The following is a 16,545-nucleotide window of genomic DNA, read 5'->3' on the forward strand; positions in this document are numbered from 1 at the left end:
GATCGTTAGCCAAACGTGCCGCCGAGCGCGATTGTTCCAGTCAGCGATGACTGCCCGCTCGCTCTTTGCGCGGCGCATCAAGCAGCCGCTCGGCGCGAGTAAGGCTTTAATCTACTAACTTAGTAGAAATTAGAAAAAACTATTTTGCCGCCATGACCGGCCAGCGCTAAAAAATATGCTGGATCAATGGGTGCCGGCGAGGTGTCTGGCCACCTCAGGCTCAGGCGTAGAATTTTTTTCTCCTGCATTTCGCGGTTGCGAAAAAGCGATTGCCTGCCTCCGAGGGATGCGCGAGTGCTTGCCTTCTGGTTTTTGCCGCGCCCGCGTAAAACTGCCAAACTGTTCAACTAATGCTTATCGCCATGTCGCCAGCCAACGCCAAGCTCAACGCCTTCCCCGTCTTCGTGCGGGTCGACGGCGAAGCTGTGGCCATCGTCGGCAACGGCGAGGAGGCGCTTGCCAAGGCGAGGCTGCTTGCGCAGTCTAGCGCTTCGCTGCGCATCATTGCCGACAATGCCGATGCGGAGCTGCTTGCATTCATCGCATCCACCGGCGCCATCCACATCGAAGTCGCCTATGACGCTGCGCAGCTCGAAGGCGCGGCCATGGTGTTCGCCGCCGGCGGCGACGAGGCGCTCGATCGCCGCGTCGCCGAGGACGCGCGCCGGCTGGGCATTCCGGTCAATGTCGTAGACCGGCCGGAACTCTGCGATTTCTTCACCCCGGCGCTGGTCAACCGGGCGCCGGTCGCCATCGCCATCGGCACCGAGGGCGCCGGCCCGGTGCTCGCACAGATGCTGCGCGTGCGCATCGACCGCATGCTGTCGCCGTCGCTCGGCCGGTTGGCGGCCTTGGCGGCTTCGTTCCGTGCCGCGGCCGAGCGGCTGCCGAAGGGCAATCGCCGCCGCCGTTTCTGGAGCGATTTCTTCGCCGGCGCTCCTGCCAAGGCCATCGAAGCCGGAGAGTTCGACAGGGCGCATGGTGCGGCGCTCGACCTTCTGGTTTCGAACACGCCGGCGGCAGGCCATATCGCGCTCGTCGGCGCCGGTCCGGGCGCGGAGGATCTGTTGACGCTGCGCGCCCACCGTCTGCTGATGGAAGCGGACGCGATCGTCTATGACGCGCTGGTGCCGGAGGCGATCGTCGCCATGGGCCGCCGCGACGCCGAGCGCCTGCCTGTCGGCAAGCGCAAGGGCTGCCATTCCAAGAGCCAGGAAGAGATCAACGCGCTGCTCATCGAGCTTGGCCGCGCCGGAAAGCGGGTGGTCCGGCTGAAGTCGGGCGATCCGCTGGTGTTCGGCAGGGCCGGCGAGGAAATGGCGGCGCTGCGCGAGGCCGGCATCGCTTATGAGGTGGTTCCGGGCGTCACCGCCGCCTTCGCCGCAGCCGCCGATTTCGAACTGCCGCTGACGCTGCGCGGCGTGACCTCCTCGATGGTGTTCACAACCGGCCACGACCTCAAGGGCAACTCGCTGCCCGACTGGGCCAAGCTCGCCATCTCCGGCGCCACCGTCGCCGTCTATATGGGCCGCTCGGTCGCCGCCGAAGTCGCTGGCCGTCTGATCGAAGCGGGACTGTCGCCCGACACCGCCGTCGCCGTCGTCGAGAATGCAAGCCTCGGTAACCGCCGCCGCTTCCACGGCACGCTGGCCGACCTGCCGTCGCTCGAAGCGCGCGCCGATCTCACCGGTCCGGTCATGACGATCATCGGCGACGCAGTCGCCGGCGCCAATTTCGAGCGATCCGAGCCGCTCGTGACACACAAGCGCGAAGACACAGGGCATGAAGAAGCCGCCAGCACGGTGGCCGAAGGAGTACGGCAATGAAGGTTCTGACCGCGAACAGGCTCTCCGACGGCATTGCCGTCTGGTACGCCGATGGCGGCTGGGCGGAGATAGTCGGCCATGCCGACATCGCCCATGACAAAGCGGCGGAGGACCGGCTGGAAGCGATCGGCGCCGCGGCCGCCGCCAACAACGAGGTGGTCGACGTCAACCTGATCGACGTCACCGCGGTCGATGGATTGGTCGAGCCGGTGCGGCTGCGCGAGAAGATCCGCGCCGCGGGCCCGACCATCCGCACCGACATCGGCAAGCAGGCGTCCCCGGCACCGGCCCGGGCGGCATAAGTTCAAGGAAAGAGAGGGCGGACGCGCCCCCGGAAGACGAAGCATGTACCGTTACGACGAGTTCGACCAAGATTTCGTTCGCGCCCGGGTCGCCGAGTTCAGCGACCAGGTGCAGCGCCGGCTTGCCGGCGAGATCACCGAGGACCAGTTTCGGCCGCTCAGGCTGATGAACGGCGTCTATCTGCAATTGCACGCCTATATGCTGCGCATCGCGGTGCCCTACGGTACGCTGAACAGCCGGCAGTTGCGCATGCTCGGCCACATCGCCCGCAAATACGACAAGGGCTACGGCCATTTCACCACACGCCAGAACATCCAGTTCAACTGGCCGGCGCTGTCGGACATTCCGGCGATCCTCGCCGATTTGGCGAGTGTCGAAATGCACGCCATCCAGACCAGCGGCAACTGCATCCGCAATGTCACCGCGGACCATTTCGCGGGAGCCGCCGCCGACGAGGTCGCCGATCCGCGCCCCTATGCGGAAATCCTGCGCCAGTGGTCCTCGGTGCATCCGGAATTCTCGTACCTGCCGCGCAAGTTCAAGATCGCGGTGACCGGCGCCGAGCGCGACCGCGCCGCCATCCAGACGCACGATATCGGCCTGCATCTGAAGAAGAACGCGGCCGGCGAGCTGGGCTTTGCCGTCTATGTCGGCGGTGGCCAGGGCCGCACGCCGATGGTCGCCAGGAAGATCCGCGACTTCCTGCCGGAAGCCGACCTTCTGTCCTACTGCACGGCGATCCTGCGCGTTTACAACCTCTATGGCCGCCGCGACAACAAGTTCAAGGCACGCATCAAGATCCTCGTCCACGAGACCGGCGTCGAGGAAATCACCCGCCAGGTCGAGGCCGAATGGCAGGAGCTGAAGGACGCCGAACTGAAGCTGCCGGAAGCCGACATCCAGGCGATCAACGCCTATTTCGCGCCGCCGGCATTGCCGGACCGGACGGAAGGCGACGCGCAAGTGAAGCAGGCGCGGCTCGATTCCAAAAGCTTCTCGGAATGGCTCGACCAGAATGTCGTGACCCATCGCCATCCTGACTATGCGGCGGTGACGATCTCGCTGAAGGGCATCGGCGAGGTGCCCGGCGACGCCACCGACAGCCAAATGGAAGCGGTGGCCGACATCGCCGAGAAATTCGCTTTCGACGAGCTGCGCGTCAGTCACGAGCAGAACCTGATCCTGCCGCATGTGGCCCGCGCCGACCTCAAGACGGTCTATGACGCGCTGGTCGAGATTGGTCTCGCGACAGCCAATTCAAACCTGATCAGCGACATCATCTCCTGCCCGGGCCTCGACTACTGCGCGTTGGCCACGGCGCGCTCCATTCCGGTGGCGCAGGAAATCTCGCGCCGCTTCGCCTCGCTGGAGCGGCAGCGCGAGATCGGCGAGTTGAAGCTGAAGATCTCCGGCTGCATCAATGCCTGCGGCCACCACCATGTCGGCCACATCGGCATTCTCGGCGTCGAGAAGAAGGGCACCGAGCTCTACCAAGTGACGCTCGGCGGCTCGGCCGACGAGAACACCTCGGTCGGCGAGATCATTGGCCGCGGCTTCTCCTCGGAAGAGATCACCGATGCCATCGAGCAGATCGTCGATACCTATCTCGGCCTTCGGCTCAGTCCCGATGAACGTTTTATCGACGCCTACCGCCGTGTCGGTCCCTCGCCGTTCAAGGAGGCGCTCTATGCTGGCGAAACCAAGGCCGCTTGATCGCACGGACGGCGTCGAGGCCGGCGTCGCCGCGGAAGCGGCGGGGCTCGACGCGCTGCTCGGTCATCTGAAGCCGATCGAGATCATCGAGCGGTCGGTGCGCGAATTCTTCCGCGGCGAGGTCGCCGCCGTGTCGTCCTTCGGCGCGGATTCGGCGGTGCTCCTGCACATGATCGCCAAGATAGACCGGTCGCTGCCGGTGATCTTCCTCGATACCGGCAAGCATTTCGAGGAAACGCTCGGCTACCGCGACGCGCTGGTCGCCGATTTCGGCTTGACCGATGTCAGGGTGATCAAGCCGGACGAGGCGGCGCTCGAGCGCGTCGATCCTACCGGCAGACTGCACGAGACCGACACGGACGCCTGCTGCAACGTGCGCAAGGTCGAGCCGCTGGCCCGCGGCGTCGAGCCGTTCCGCGCCTGGTTCACCGGACGCAAGCGCTTCCAGGCTTCGACGCGCGCCGCGCTTCCGGTCTTCGAGGCGGTCGGCTCGCGCATCCGCATCAATCCGCTCGCGCGCTGGACGACGTCGGACCAGGCCGACTACATGCGCGCGCATGCGCTACGCGAAAATCCGCTGGTCGCCTATGGCTATCTCTCGATCGGTTGCTTCCCATGCACGCAGCCGGTACAGCCTGGCGAGGATGCGCGCAGCGGCCGCTGGGCAGGGCACGCCAAGACCGAGTGCGGCATCCATCTGTCGGGGTTGGAGAAGTCGCTGACCGACGCCTCGCTTTAGGGTATATCGCTATTCATCTGATGCGGGCCTGCAACGGCAGCTTCCGGTTTACTGGAGGCACCGTTCGCCTGAGGACCTTTGGGCTTTAGGAATTTTGATGACTGAATCGACGACATCAGGGACCCGCCTTTGGACCCCGAAGGGATTTCGCGAGGACGACTGGGTTCATGCCGAAGGCGCCGAGGCGCTTGCTGGCAATGGCCGCTTCATCCTGCCGCTGCAGGCCTTCCTCGTGCTCGACGACGACGTCCGCAAGTCGGCCAAGGAGCGCATCGGCGTGTTGCTGCAGCCAGGCGACGAGCTCGACAAGATCGTCGGCCTGCTCGACCAGTTGTCGCTGGTGGCGCTGGCCTTTCCGGCGTTCAATGACGGCCGCTCCTTCTCAAAGGGCGAGTTGCTGCGCAGCCGGCACAACTTCAAGGGCGCGGTCCGCGCAACGGGCCAGGTGCTGGTCGACCAGTTGCCGCATATGCTGAGGCTCGGCTTCGACGAATTCGAAGTTTCCAACCCGGTGCTGCTGAAGCGGCTGGAGGAGGGGCGCACCGGCGGCTTGCCGGTCTACTACCAGCCGGCCGTGGAGCCGGAAGCCAAGGGTCCGAAATATTCCTGGCGGCGCAAGCGCCCGGGCTGACGGCGTGACGGCATGCCGGGTTCGTTTCGGGCCAGCCTGGTCGGACCAAGATTGCGGATTTTCCCGGTTGGCTGGCATTGCAATGAGCGGAAGTTGGAAGCCGTCACCGATCTGGCCGGACCACTTGCGCGATTTGCGCTTTCCCTTCCGCCGTGTTGCCCTTAGGATAGGCTTATTATTTCGCGGTCCGAAATAAATAGCCGTCAAGGGAGGAATCGACATGGCAGGCAAGAAGATATTGATGCTCGTCGGCGAGTTCAGCGAGGAATACGAGATTTTCGTCTTTGAGCAGGCCATGCATGCGGTCGGCCACACCGTCCATGTCGTGTGCCCGGACAAGAAGGCCGGCGATGTGCTCAAGACTTCATTGCACGACTTCGAGGGCCATCAGACCTATACCGAAAAGCTCGGCCACGATTACATCCTCAACAAGACCTTCGCCGAGGTGAATCCCGCGGATTACGATGCGGTCTACGCGGCCGGCGGGCGCGGTCCGGAATATATCCGCATCGACAAGCGCGTGCAGGCGCTGGTCAGGCATTTCCATGAGACCGGCAAGCCGATCTTCACCATCTGCCACGGCGTGCAGATCCTCATCGCCGTCGACGGTGTGGTGCGCGGCAGGCAAGTTGCGGCGCTGCAATATTGCGAGCCCGAGGTTACGCTCGCCGGCGGCACCTATATCGATGTTGCGCCGACCGGCGCACATGTCGACGGCAATCTGGTGTCAGCCAAGGGTTGGCCGGGGCTTGCCGCTTTCATGCGGGAGTGCCTGAAGGTGCTCGGCACCGAAATTCGCCATGGCGAAGCGCTTATGCGAGACGAGCGCAAGGCGGCGTAAAAGCGCGTCGCGATCTTTCAGATTCGCTCCATGCGCTTTAGGTTTTTGATTTTGCGCATGTCTTTGTCCCGAGACCGGTTCCCACTTTCGGGAGACATGCTTTGGCTCTTTCCGCCGCGACGCTGCGGAGCGTTATAGGGGAGGCGGGCAGCGCGGCTATCGGCGCCGCACGCCGCCCACCTTTTCCGCCTCCGCCCCGTCCAGGCGGTCGAGCAGGTCGGTAAGCCGCTTGGGCACCTCTTTCTCCAGGCGAAATACCGGAAGGGTGCGCAAGAGGCGCTTGGTCGCTTCGCTGCTGACCTGCCGCCTGATATCGTTGGCGAGTCTGGCGCGCCTTTCACTGTTGGTGCCGCTCATAGTCCCAAAATCCTGTGTCGGCTTCGAAACTCCTCTAGCCCGGCAATGGTTCCCGCATCGGCCGACAGAGGCAAGCGAAGCTGTCCGGTAGGGTAAAATTTGAATTAATTTGGAATGACCCGGGGATGGTCGGCAATGGCGCTTGCCCCTTGATTTTTGGCCTTTAAACCTCGATATCGGGCGCAAATCCAAACCAATCCGAATGACGGGATACGGCGATGAGCGACCAGGCAAAAGACGAACGCGCGCCCGAGGAAATCGAAGCCACCCAGGCTTCCGACGCTCAGGCTTCCGGCGCCCAGGCTTCTGGCGAACGTGCGGAAGGCGGCGTCGACGGCGATTATGAAGCGCTTGTGCGGCTGCTGAAGGAAAACGAGGAACTGAAGGACCGCGCGCTGCGCGTCGCGGCCGAAATGGAGAACCTGCGGCGGCGCACCGCGCGCGACGTGCATGACGCGCGCACTTACGCGGTGGCCAACTTCGCCCGCGACATGCTGTCGGTGTCGGACAATCTGCGCCGCGCGCTGGATGCCATTCCGGCCGAGGCCAAGGCCGCGGGCGATGCCGGCTTCAAGGCGTTGATCGAGGGCGTCGACCTCACCGAGCGCGCCATGCTGTCGGCGCTGGAGCGGCACGGCGTGAAGAAGCTCGCGCCCGAGGGCGAGAAGTTTGACCCGAACTTCCACCAGGCGATGTTCGAGGTGCCCAACGCCGACGTTGCGGCCGGCACCGTCGTCCAGGTCGTGCAACCCGGCTATTCGATCGGCGAGCGTGTCTTGAGGCCCGCGATGGTCGGCGTCGCCAAGGGCGGCCCGAAGGCCGCAAGCGAGGCAAAGGTCGAACCGGGCCCGGTGAACGAGCAGGCCGAGAAGGATGCGTGAAGAGAGTGAGTAGCGAATAGGGAATAGCGAGTAGGGAAGCCGGTACTAACCGTGTTATTCACCACTACTCACTATTCGCTACTCACTACTCGCTCACCATGAATCCGATCGAACTGCTCGACTACGCCGGCGTCGCGGTTTTCGCGGCGACGGGCGCGCTTGCCGCGTCGCGCAAGGAGCTCGACATCATCGGCTTCCTGTTCCTGGCCAGCGTCACCGGCATCGGCGGCGGGACGCTGCGCGACGTCATCCTCAACCTGCCGGTGTTCTGGGTCGCCAATAGCGGTTATGTGCTGATCTGCGCCGTCGTGGCGGTGCTTGTCTTCTTCAGCGCCCATCGCGTCGAATCCCGCTATAAGCTCTTGCTCTGGCTCGACGCGATCGGGCTTGCCGCCTTTGCGGTGATGGGAGCTGCAAAGGGGCTGGCGATCACGGGCTCGCCGGTCGTATCGGTCATCACCGGAGTGCTCACGGCGACCTTCGGCGGCATATTGCGCGACCTGCTCGCCGGCGAGCCGTCTGTGCTGTTGAGACCCGAGATCTATGTCACGGCGGCGCTTGCGGGGGCGGCGCTCTTCACGCTTTGCGACCTTATCGGCATGGCGGCGCTTCCATCCAGCCTGCTCGGCTTCGCGGCCGCTTTCCTGGTACGCGGGGGAGCGCTCAAATTCGGCTGGTCGTTTCCTGCCTACAAAAGCCGGCCCGGCCGGAGGCCGGAAGATATTCCGTGAGGGAGCGAATAGCGAGTAGCGAGTAGCGAATAGGGTTGTTGTGACCAACCCAACATCGTTTATTTCTTTCGCTATTCGCTATTCGCTATTCGCTATTCGCTATTCGCTATTCGCTATTCGCTATTCGCTATTCGCTATTCGCTATTCGCTATTCGCTATTCGCTAGACTTATGCCGCGAAGCGCTGCCCTTCGCCGCCATAGTAGTTGACGTAGCGGGCGCCGATTTCCTTGACCGGCATGACGACGAAGACATCGACGGTCGAGAATTCGTGGTCGATGACGCAGCCGTCGCCGATGCGGGCGCCGACGCGCAGGTAGCCTTTGACCAGCGGCGGCATGGCGGCGATCGCCGCCTTGGCGTTGACGGCCTCGATCGGCATCAGGTCCATCGCGCAGTAGCGGCCCGCGACCGCCTTGACATCCCAGGCCTGGTTGGTGCGGCAATGATGGGCGAGATAGGTGAGCGCCTCGGCATGGGCCGCCGGCACGATGCCATGGAAGGAGGCGCAGCCGGTCATCACGCCGATACCATAGTGGTTGATATAGGCCCAGATGCCTTGCCAGAGCGCCTCGATGGTGCGCTTGGAGCGGTATTCCGGCAGCACACAGGAGCGGCCGAGCTCAAGGAAGCGCTGGCCCGGATGGCGCGCGACCAGCTTGGTCAACTCGAACTCGCCCTCGGAGTAGAAGCCGCCGGCGGCCGTGGCGATCTCCTGCCGCAAAAGGCGGTAGGTGCCGACAATGCGGCGGTGCTCGGGACCGGGAAGCGACGTGTCGAACACCAAAAGGTGATCGCAGAGCGGGTCGAAGCGATCGGCATCGCGCCGGTCCTGCGCCTGGAACAAATCCTTCCTCGCGCCAAGCTCGTCATAGAATACCCGGTAGCGCACTTCCTGGGCGGCGGCGATCTCGGCCTCGTTGCGGGCGAGCCGCACTTCAAGGTTGCCGATACGGCCCAGCGGTGCGCCGCTTGCGACGGCGTCGGCGGTACGCGCGCCGAGCAAAGCGCTGGCGTTCGGCCGAGTGTCGCATTCAGGCATTACTGTATGCACGAGTGATTCTCTCCTTCGAGCCATCCCTCTTGGCACGGGGATACGGTGTAGGTGCAACAGGATTGTGACAGTACCGTGATACGGCGAGCCCGGCAATACTTCGTCGGCTGGGCAATACCTTCAACCGGCTATGTTACGGCTGCGAAAGCCAGGCAATCCAAGGTGTTCGCGAAACCAAAAAAATCGTTACGCCGCAACCTGGCCTTCGACGGCCTGGACGAGCGCATCGGGGTCGAGGGGCTTGGTGACGAAGCCGCTGGCGCCGTGAGCCAGCACGGTGTGGCGCGTCTTTTCCTGGCTGTCGGCCGAAAGCACCATGATCGGGATCGGCGGCACGGCAAGCGCTTCCTCATGGCGGCGGATGGCGGCGATCGCGTCCAGCCCGTCCATCACCGGCATGTGCAGGTCCATCAGAACCACGTCGAAACGATGCTTGAGCCCGGCATCGGTTACGGCCTCGACCGCGGCCTTGCCGTTGCCGACGATCTTGACGCGATGCCCGGCCTTGAGCAGCGTGGCGCGGGCAAGCATTGCATTGATGTCGTTGTCCTCGGCGATCAGCACGGACAGGCCCTGATCGCGGCGGCGCGCGGACGCGGCACCGCGGGGTTTCGGCTGCGGCTCGGCCGGCGCCGCCACATGGCTGGTCAACAGCACACGCAGCAGCGTTTCGCCGCGCACCGGCCGGGCGAGGAACGTCGCGTAGCCGTTGGCGCGGAACTCGCCAAGCATGCCGCGATCGGTCGGAGCGATCAAGGTGATGGCCTCGCAATCGACAAAGCCGCTCTCGCGCAGGCGCTTCAGCAAACGGCCGTCGCTGTTTTCAAGCGCGGCATCGATCAGAAGCACGTTGCAGCCGGCGGCAAACGAAGCGGCCTGGCCCGGCGTCGCGGCGATATCGACGGCGCCGCCATGGGCGCGGATGGCGCGGGCGATGGCATCGGCCTCGACCGCGTTTTTCGACACGATCACCGCGCGCCGGTCCGAGAGGATATTGTGGCGATGCGGCGGCGGCTCGGTCGCCGCGGTGGCGGGGATATCGAAGACGAATTCGGACCCTTCGCCGAGCCGGCTCGAAACCGAGATCGTGCCGCCCATGGCGATCACCAGCCGCTTGGAGATGGCAAGGCCGAGACCGGCGCCGCCATGCACCCTTGTCGAGGTGCCGTCGGATTGCTCGAACTCCTCGAAAATGCGCTCCATGTCCTCTTCGCGCAGTCCCGGACCTGTGTCGGCGATGGTGAAGCAGATGCGGTCGGTGCTCTCGGTGCGGGCGCGCGTGACGGTGAGCAGAACGCCGCCGGCGTCGGTGAATTTGACGGCGTTGCCGATGAGATTGAGTAGCACCTGGCGCACGCGGCCGGGATCGGCGGTGATCATCTGCGGCACGTCGGGCTCGACATAACAGCCAAGACCGATGTTCTTGGAGAAGGCTCTCGCCGCCAGGAGCTCGATGATGTTGTCGGCGATTTCGCGCAGCGAGGTCGGCTGCGGCTCGGGATCGAAGCGGCCGGCCTCGATCTTGGAATAGTCGAGAAGGTCCTCGATCAGCGCAAGAAGCGCGCTTGCGGAGGTGGAGACGGCGCCGACATAGGTGCGCTGCTCCGGCGACAGGTCGGTGTCGGCAAGCAGCTTCGCCATGCCCATGATGCCGTTCATCGGCGTGCGGATCTCGTGGCTGACGGTGGCGAGGAAGCGCGACTTGGCCTGGCTTGCATATTCGGCCCGCTCGCGGGCGGTAATCAGCGAGGATTCGGCGCGCTTGCGGGCGGTGATGTCGCGCGCGATAGCCCGGTGCGACACCGCGCCCGTATCCTTGTCGCGCACCGAGAGCTCGATCCAGGAGAACCAGCGCGGTCCGTTCGGCGTGCGGACGGCGACATCGGTGGAGCTCAGGCATTCGTGGTCCGAGAAGGCGGCGTCGGGCACGACGCCGACATCTATGCCGAGCTCGGAAAGCGTCTTGCCGGCAAGGTCGCGCTGGTCGGTGTCGACAAGCGAGGCGAACACCTTGTTGGCATAGACGATATGGCCGTCGCGGTCGCGATGGACGACGAGATCGCCGAGCGCATCGATCAGGCCACGAAAACGCTCCTCGCTCTCCTGCATCTCCCACATGCGGTCGGCGAGCGTCTCGATCTCGGCGCGGCTGCGGGCGGCGGTCTCGTCGAGAAGAGCCGTGGTGCGGCGCTCCGTGTTCCTGTTGCGCAGATGCATGGCGAGGCTGCCGAGGCCGCTCGCCAGCAGGCCGACGGTGATGAAGATCGGCGCTCCGGTGAGATGCGCCAGCCCGGCCAGCACGGCGATGGCGACGATCGTCAGGAACGGCAGGCCTTCACGGCTGTCCGCTTGCAAGGCAGGGACCAGCGGCGGCGCAACGAGCACCTGCCGCTTCGGCGCGCCGGCGTCCAGCCCGTCATCGCCTGCGACCTTGCTGTCCTGTCTGATGTCGGAGTCCGCGAACATGCGGGAAACCTTGCCAGACAGAGATTATGGAAGCTTGCGGCGGATCGTTCGAATTTTAGCCTTCCACGCCGATTTCACGCTGTTTTGGCGCAATTCCGGACGGAAAACCGCCGAACACTTTTCCTGGAATTGCGCTACATATCGACGACCACGCGGCCCCTGATCTTGCCATGGATAATGTCGCGCGCGGCGTCGACGATCCCGTCGAAGCCGATCGACCGCGACAGGGTCGATAGCTTCTTCAAATCGAGATCGGCACCGATGCGGCGCCATGCCTCGAGGCGGACCGGTTTCGGCGCCATGACGGAATCGATGCCGAGCAGCGACACGCCGCGCAGGATAAAGGGGGCGACGCTCGTCGGCAGGTCCATGCCGCCGGCCAGGCCGCAAGCGGCGACCGCGCCGCCATAGGATGTCATCGACAGCACATTGGCGAGCGTATGGGTGCCGACCGAGTCGACGCCGCCCGCCCAGCGTTCCTTGGCGAGCGGCTTTGCCGGCTGGCTGAGCTCGTCGCGCGAGATCACCTCGGCCGCGCCGAGATCGATCAGATAGGGGCTTTCGGCATTGCGCCCGGTGGAAGCGACGACATGGTAGCCAAGGGTGGAGAGGATCGAGATGGCGACAGAGCCGACGCCGCCGGCAGCGCCCGTCACCACCACAGGCCCGCGGTCCGGCACGATGCCGTGCCGCTCCAGCGCCATGACGGCGAGCATCGCCGTATAGCCGGCGGTGCCGACGGCCATCGCATCATGCGGGCTCATGCTCTCGGGCAGCGGCACGAGCCAGTCGCCCTTGACGCGGGCGCGCCCGGCATAGGCGCCGTAATGCGTCTCGCCGACACCCCAGCCGTTGAGGATCACCTTGTCGCCCTTGCGCCAATCGGCATGGGAAGATGAAATGACGGTGCCGGCGAAATCGATGCCGGGCACCAGCGGCCAGCGGCGCACGACCGGCGCCTTGCCGGTGATGGCCAGCCCATCCTTGTAGTTCACCGTCGTCGCCTCGACGGCGACGGTGACATCGCCTTCCATCAGCTCGGCCTCGGTGAGGTCGACGATCTCGACCGACTGCTTCTTCTCGGCGTCGCGCGAAACGAGGATGGCTTTGAAGGTATCGGACACTTTTGTCTCCTCGGTTCTGGCGATTTGTTTACGCAGTTGCGGCGGAAAACCGCCTTCACATTTTCCCTGGAATTGCCCTTGAAACGAATTTGGGGCGGCGGCCGCGCTAGGTCAATTGCCTCGGTCCTGGGGCTTGGTTTCCCGCCGCCAGCCGATCAGTTCGTCGAAGACAACTAGGGCTGCGCCGACGGAAATGAAGGCGTCGGCGAGATTGAACACCGCGAAGGACCAGACGGGCGTGTGGAACAGGATGTAGTCGATGACGTGGCCGTAGACGGCGCGGTCGATCAGGTTGCCCAGCGCGCCGCCGACGATCAGGGCGAAGCCGATGCGGGCAATGACGTGGCCGGGGGGCGTGCGCACGGCGAGATAGAGCACGAAAGCGACAACGAGCGCGGCGATGACCACCAGGCCGGTGTCGCCGAAGGAAGAGAACATCGAGAAGGCGATGCCGGTGTTGTAGGTGCGAAACAGCGCCAGGAACGGCAAGAGATCGACCTTTTCCTGGAAGGCCAGGCCGTTCTCGACCAGCTGCTTGATCCATTGGTCGAGCGCGATTGCCGCGACGACCAGCAGGGCGTAAGGGGACCAGGATTTCACTTGGCAGTCCTCATCGCGTGTCGGTGGCGGGGTCGAGCTTCAACGCGCCGCGCCGGATCTCGAACAGCATCACGCCGGTGGCAACCGCCAGATTGAGCGAATCGGCGCGGCCGGCCTGCGGGATTCTCAACAGCCGGTCGCAGCTTTCGGCGAGGCTGTCGGGCAGCCCTTGCTGCTCGTTGCCCATCAAGAGCAGCACCGGGCCCCTTGAGAAGTCGACCGAGCGGTAGTCGACCGCGCCCTTCAGATGCGTCCCTGCGACCAGACCCGGGAAATCGCGCCGCCAGGCGAGGAAAGCCTGCTCCGTCGCCTTGGCGACCGGCACGGCGAAGATCGAGCCCATGGTGGCGCGCACCGTTTCCAGCGAAAACGGATCGGTGGTGTCGCCGACCAGGATGATGCCCTTGGCGCCAACGGCATCGACGGTGCGGATGACGGTGCCGAGGTTGCCTGGGTCGCGCACGCGGTCGAGCGCGACCCAGACGTCGCCGTCTGTGGCGCGGATACCTTTTAGCGGCAGCGTCTGCTGCGCGAAGACGCCGACGACCATTTGCGGGTTTTCGCGGCGAGTGATTGCGGTGAGCACCTTTTCCGAGACTTCGAGCACGGTGCCGCCGGCGGCGACCGTGCGCGCCGCGACTTTTTCGACGGCCGCGTTGCCTCGTCCTGCCTTGGCGAAGACCAACGTCCTGATCGACCAGCCGAGGTCGAGCGCGTCGATGACCAGCTTCAAGCCTTCGGCCATGAAGGCGTTCTGCTGGTCGCGGAATTTCTTCAGCGCCAGCGCCTTGATGTCCTTGACCAGCGGATTGGCGAGGCTGGTGACTTCCTTGACCTGGCCGACCGGCCGGTGTCCGTCATACGCGACCATTTCAAGCCACCCAGCGCGAGAACAGCGAGGTCGACAGCGCGCGGCCGGCCGATTTCTCGCGGATGATCAGCTCGCCGGATTCGACCGTGCCGCCCATGCCGGCGAAGGTGTCGCGCATCAAGGCATGGATGGCGAAGAAGGAGGCGCGGATCGAATAGGCGGTCAGAACGACAGCGAGCGGCTTCGGCGTCAGGATCGAGCGGCAGAGGTCGGTGAGAGCCGGCAGGTCCTCGAACAATTGCCAGACTTCGCCCTTCGGGCCGCGACCATAAGCCGGCGGGTCGAAGAGGACGATGTCGTAGCGGCTGCCGCGGCGCTCCTCGCGCTCGGCGAACTTCACCGCGTCCTCGACGATCCAGCGGATCGGCTTGTCGGAGAGGCCGGCCATCTCCTGGTTTTCCCGCGCCCAGCCGATCGCTTTCTTCGAGGCGTCGACATGCGTGACCTCGGCGCCTGCGCGGGCCGCCACCAGCGAGGCAAGGCCGGTGTAGCCGAACAGGTTCAGCACCTTCACCGGACGCCGGGCGGCCGCGATCAGCCCTGCCATATGGTCCCAGTGCGAGGCCTGTTCGGGGAAGACGCCGACGTGGCGGAAGGAGGTGAAGCGGCCGAGATAGTCGATGCCGTCATGCTTCATCGGCCAGGTTTCGCCGAGCGGCGTTTTCGGGAAACGCCAGCGGCCGATGCCTTCCTCGTCGGTGTCGCCGGTGAAGATGGCGTCGGCGCGCTCCCATTCCTTCGCCGGCAGCGCCCGCTGCCAGATCGCCTGGCCTTCCGGACGCACGATGCGGTAAGGCCCATACTGCTCCAGCTTCTCGCCGGCGCCGCTGTCCAGCAGCGCATAGTCGGCGTTGGGCGCGACTTCGAGGATCAGCGGCAGGCGCTCGGCGGGCAGCGGGCCGTCGCGGCGGATAAGAGGGCGCGGCGCTGGTTTTGCCTCCTGGCGATGATGCGGCTCCGACCTCGCCGCCGAAGCGGTCTCGCGCAGGCGCGACTGGCTGGAACCGGGTTTCGCCGGCTGGCGCGGACGGTTGTCGCGGTTTCGGTCGCGAAAGGACTTCAAGAACAATCTCCGGAACGGCAGGCCGCTTTTGGCATAGGCCCTCCGCCTTCGCAACCAGATGGTCCGCCGCTGCTCTGTCGCGATGCGATGGACCTCGCCCGAAGAAACAGGCAAATCTCCGGTCATGTCCCGTTCCGAACGCCTGCTCGACCTGATCCAGATCCTGCGCCGCCACCGCCGGCCGGTGAGCGGCCGCACGCTTGCCGGCGAGATGGGCGTGTCGATCCGCACGCTCTACCGCGACATCGCGACGCTGCAGGGGCAGGGCGCGCCGATCGAAGGCGAGGCGGGGCTGGGTTATGTGCTGAAGCCCGGCTTCATGCTGCCGCCGCTGATGTTCACCGACGAGGAGATCGAGGCGATCGTGCTCGGCTCGCGCTGGGTGGCGAAACAGCCGGACAAGCGGCTGGCCGCGGCCGCGACGAACGCGCTGTCCAAGATCGCGGCTGTCCTGCCGGACGATCTGCGCGAGGATCTCGACGCCACGACGCTGCTGGTCGGGCCGGGTTCGGGAACCGTCGAGGCGATCGACCTCGGCGTGGTGCGGCAGGCGATCCGCGACGAGCGCAAGCTCGGCTTCCTCTATCGCGATGCCGGGGGCGCCGCGTCGGAGCGCTTGGTCTGGCCGTTCGCGCTCGGCTTCTTCGACAAGGTGCGGGTGATGGTGGCGTGGTGCGAGATGCGCCAGGATTTTCGCCACTTTCGCGCCGATCGCATGTCGGGTCTCAGTGCCACGGATATTCGCTATCCGCGCCGCCGCCAGGCTATGCTGAAGGAATGGCGGGCGACGCTCGACAGGCCGGTTCAGAACGCGTCGAACAATTCCGAGGACTGAACACTGCTGCCAGAATCTGACAGTGGCGCGATCTAAGGTCGCCAAGGTTCAAACAGCTTGGAGATCAGACATGGCCACGCCAAATTTCGTCATCCTTTATGTCGACAGCCCTGAGCGGAGCGGTGCGTTTTACGCTTCGCTGCTCGGGAGCGAGCCGGTCGAGACTTCGCCGACCTTCGTCATGTTCGTGCTCGACAAGGGCTTCAAGCTCGGCCTCTGGTCGCGCCACACCGTGGAGCCGGCTGCAGCCGCTGCTGGTGGAGGCGGCGAACTGGTGCTTGCGGTCGAGAACGCACCCTCCGTCGACGCTACGCATTCCGACTGGGCCAAGCGCGGGCTGAAAATCCTGCAGACGCCGACCGATATGGATTTCGGCCGCACCTTCGTCGCGCTCGACCCCGATGGTCATCGGCTGCGGGTTTACTGGCCGAATGAGCAGTAGGCAGTAGGCAGTAGGCAGTAGGCAGTAGGCAGTAGGCAGTAGGATGTGAGGCTCTACTGCCTACTGCCC

17 protein-coding genes are annotated in these 16,545 nt (G+C 64.9%); 10 read left to right on the forward strand and 7 right to left on the reverse strand.

Annotated elements, in window-relative coordinates; genetic code table 11:
- Nucleotides 1-362 precede the first annotated feature (362 nt).
- From cysG to EJ071_RS10900, 6 genes are all read left to right on the forward strand, one after another.
- Nucleotides 363-1,826: a siroheme synthase CysG gene (gene cysG / locus EJ071_RS10875; protein ID WP_126097863.1), complete on the forward strand. Its 1,464-nt coding sequence runs from the start codon at nucleotides 363-365 to the stop codon at nucleotides 1,824-1,826.
- Entirely contained in the window at nucleotides 1,823-2,128 is a 306-nt protein-coding gene (locus tag EJ071_RS10880; RefSeq protein WP_126097864.1) for a DUF2849 domain-containing protein, read from the forward strand. The genes cysG and EJ071_RS10880 overlap by 4 nt, the downstream gene beginning before the upstream one ends.
- Before the next feature lie 43 nt (nucleotides 2,129-2,171).
- The gene (locus EJ071_RS10885; RefSeq protein WP_126097865.1) at nucleotides 2,172-3,842 is read left to right on the forward strand and encodes a nitrite/sulfite reductase; all 1,671 of its coding nucleotides are present in this window, start codon (nucleotides 2,172-2,174) and stop codon (nucleotides 3,840-3,842) included.
- Nucleotides 3,817-4,581, forward strand: a complete 765-nt coding sequence (locus EJ071_RS10890) for a phosphoadenylyl-sulfate reductase (RefSeq protein WP_126097866.1) — start codon at nucleotides 3,817-3,819, stop codon at nucleotides 4,579-4,581. Before EJ071_RS10885 ends, EJ071_RS10890 begins: the two co-directional genes overlap by 26 nt.
- A 97-nt stretch (nucleotides 4,582-4,678) precedes the next feature.
- A complete protein-coding gene (locus tag EJ071_RS10895; protein WP_126097867.1) occupies nucleotides 4,679-5,212 on the forward strand; it encodes a DUF934 domain-containing protein in 534 nt (177 codons plus the stop codon).
- Nucleotides 5,213-5,432: 220 nt separating this feature from the next.
- The gene (locus tag EJ071_RS10900) at nucleotides 5,433-6,053 is read left to right on the forward strand and encodes a DJ-1/PfpI family protein (RefSeq protein ID WP_126097868.1); all 621 of its coding nucleotides are present in this window, start codon (nucleotides 5,433-5,435) and stop codon (nucleotides 6,051-6,053) included.
- Nucleotides 6,054-6,209: 156 nt separating this feature from the next.
- On the opposite strand, the gene EJ071_RS10905 is transcribed toward EJ071_RS10900, so the two are convergent.
- The gene (locus EJ071_RS10905; RefSeq protein WP_126097869.1) at nucleotides 6,210-6,410 is read right to left on the reverse strand and encodes a hypothetical protein; all 201 of its coding nucleotides are present in this window, start codon (nucleotides 6,408-6,410) and stop codon (nucleotides 6,210-6,212) included.
- 218 nt (nucleotides 6,411-6,628) lie between these two features.
- On the opposite strand from EJ071_RS10905, the gene grpE reads away from it, so the two are divergent.
- Together grpE and EJ071_RS10915 are read left to right on the forward strand one after the other, a co-directional pair.
- Nucleotides 6,629-7,291, forward strand: a complete 663-nt coding sequence (grpE, locus tag EJ071_RS10910) for a nucleotide exchange factor GrpE (protein WP_126097870.1) — start codon at nucleotides 6,629-6,631, stop codon at nucleotides 7,289-7,291.
- Nucleotides 7,292-7,389: 98 nt separating this feature from the next.
- A complete protein-coding gene (locus EJ071_RS10915) occupies nucleotides 7,390-8,022 on the forward strand; it encodes a trimeric intracellular cation channel family protein (RefSeq protein ID WP_126097871.1) in 633 nt (210 codons plus the stop codon).
- Nucleotides 8,023-8,190: 168 nt separating this feature from the next.
- On the opposite strand, the gene EJ071_RS10920 is transcribed toward EJ071_RS10915, so the two are convergent.
- The 6 genes from EJ071_RS10920 to EJ071_RS10945 all read right to left on the reverse strand — a co-directional run bounded on the left by EJ071_RS10920 (nucleotide 8,191) and on the right by EJ071_RS10945 (nucleotide 15,199).
- Nucleotides 8,191-9,075 (reverse strand): GNAT family N-acetyltransferase, encoded by an 885-nt coding sequence (locus tag EJ071_RS10920; RefSeq protein ID WP_126097872.1) that lies wholly within the window; start codon nucleotides 9,073-9,075, stop codon nucleotides 8,191-8,193.
- A gap of 186 nt (nucleotides 9,076-9,261) precedes the next feature.
- The gene (locus tag EJ071_RS10925; RefSeq protein ID WP_126097873.1) at nucleotides 9,262-11,541 is read right to left on the reverse strand and encodes a PAS domain-containing sensor histidine kinase; all 2,280 of its coding nucleotides are present in this window, start codon (nucleotides 11,539-11,541) and stop codon (nucleotides 9,262-9,264) included.
- Nucleotides 11,542-11,675: 134 nt separating this feature from the next.
- Nucleotides 11,676-12,665 carry an MDR family oxidoreductase gene (locus EJ071_RS10930; protein WP_126097874.1) on the reverse strand — a complete coding sequence of 330 codons (990 nt, stop codon included), beginning with the start codon at nucleotides 12,663-12,665 and terminating at the stop codon, nucleotides 11,676-11,678.
- Nucleotides 12,666-12,776: 111 nt separating this feature from the next.
- Entirely contained in the window at nucleotides 12,777-13,265 is a 489-nt protein-coding gene (gene lspA, locus EJ071_RS10935; protein WP_126097875.1) for a signal peptidase II, read from the reverse strand.
- Between the two features lie 10 nt (nucleotides 13,266-13,275).
- Nucleotides 13,276-14,136 (reverse strand): RNA methyltransferase, encoded by an 861-nt coding sequence (locus EJ071_RS10940; RefSeq protein ID WP_126097876.1) that lies wholly within the window; start codon nucleotides 14,134-14,136, stop codon nucleotides 13,276-13,278.
- Between the two features lies 1 nt (nucleotide 14,137).
- The gene (locus EJ071_RS10945) at nucleotides 14,138-15,199 is read right to left on the reverse strand and encodes a class I SAM-dependent rRNA methyltransferase (protein WP_126097877.1); all 1,062 of its coding nucleotides are present in this window, start codon (nucleotides 15,197-15,199) and stop codon (nucleotides 14,138-14,140) included.
- Nucleotides 15,200-15,323: 124 nt separating this feature from the next.
- Here EJ071_RS10945 and EJ071_RS10950 point away from each other — a divergent pair, with 124 nt between their 5' ends.
- Both EJ071_RS10950 and EJ071_RS10955 read left to right on the forward strand, forming a co-directional pair.
- Nucleotides 15,324-16,034, forward strand: a complete 711-nt coding sequence (locus tag EJ071_RS10950) for a YafY family protein (RefSeq protein ID WP_126097878.1) — start codon at nucleotides 15,324-15,326, stop codon at nucleotides 16,032-16,034.
- 70 nt (nucleotides 16,035-16,104) lie between these two features.
- Nucleotides 16,105-16,476, forward strand: a complete 372-nt coding sequence (locus tag EJ071_RS10955) for a VOC family protein (protein ID WP_126097879.1) — start codon at nucleotides 16,105-16,107, stop codon at nucleotides 16,474-16,476.
- The last annotated feature ends 69 nt before the right edge of the window (nucleotides 16,477-16,545 follow it).

Source organism: Mesorhizobium sp. M1B.F.Ca.ET.045.04.1.1 (assembly GCF_003952465.1).
Lineage (GTDB): Bacteria > Pseudomonadota > Alphaproteobacteria > Rhizobiales > Rhizobiaceae > Mesorhizobium > Mesorhizobium shonense.

Bases quoted from the DNA above. Each gene is read 5' to 3' on its own strand.
- cysG (WP_126097863.1), top strand. From the start codon at position 363: ATGTCGCCAGCCAACGCCAAGCTCAACGCCTTCCCCGTCTTCGTGCGG.
- EJ071_RS10900 (WP_126097868.1), top strand. From the start codon at position 5,433: ATGGCAGGCAAGAAGATATTGATGCTCGTCGGCGAGTTCAGCGAGGAA.
- EJ071_RS10925 (WP_126097873.1), bottom strand. From the start codon at position 11,541: ATGTTCGCGGACTCCGACATCAGACAGGACAGCAAGGTCGCAGGCGAT.
- EJ071_RS10880 (WP_126097864.1), top strand. From the start codon at position 1,823: ATGAAGGTTCTGACCGCGAACAGGCTCTCCGACGGCATTGCCGTCTGG.
- EJ071_RS10940 (WP_126097876.1), bottom strand. From the start codon at position 14,136: ATGGTCGCGTATGACGGACACCGGCCGGTCGGCCAGGTCAAGGAAGTC.
- grpE (WP_126097870.1), top strand. From the start codon at position 6,629: ATGAGCGACCAGGCAAAAGACGAACGCGCGCCCGAGGAAATCGAAGCC.
- EJ071_RS10895 (WP_126097867.1), top strand. From the start codon at position 4,679: ATGACTGAATCGACGACATCAGGGACCCGCCTTTGGACCCCGAAGGGA.
- EJ071_RS10890 (WP_126097866.1), top strand. From the start codon at position 3,817: ATGCTGGCGAAACCAAGGCCGCTTGATCGCACGGACGGCGTCGAGGCC.
- EJ071_RS10905 (WP_126097869.1), bottom strand. From the start codon at position 6,410: ATGAGCGGCACCAACAGTGAAAGGCGCGCCAGACTCGCCAACGATATC.
- EJ071_RS10915 (WP_126097871.1), top strand. From the start codon at position 7,390: ATGAATCCGATCGAACTGCTCGACTACGCCGGCGTCGCGGTTTTCGCG.
- EJ071_RS10885 (WP_126097865.1), top strand. From the start codon at position 2,172: ATGTACCGTTACGACGAGTTCGACCAAGATTTCGTTCGCGCCCGGGTC.
- EJ071_RS10950 (WP_126097878.1), top strand. From the start codon at position 15,324: ATGTCCCGTTCCGAACGCCTGCTCGACCTGATCCAGATCCTGCGCCGC.
- EJ071_RS10955 (WP_126097879.1), top strand. From the start codon at position 16,105: ATGGCCACGCCAAATTTCGTCATCCTTTATGTCGACAGCCCTGAGCGG.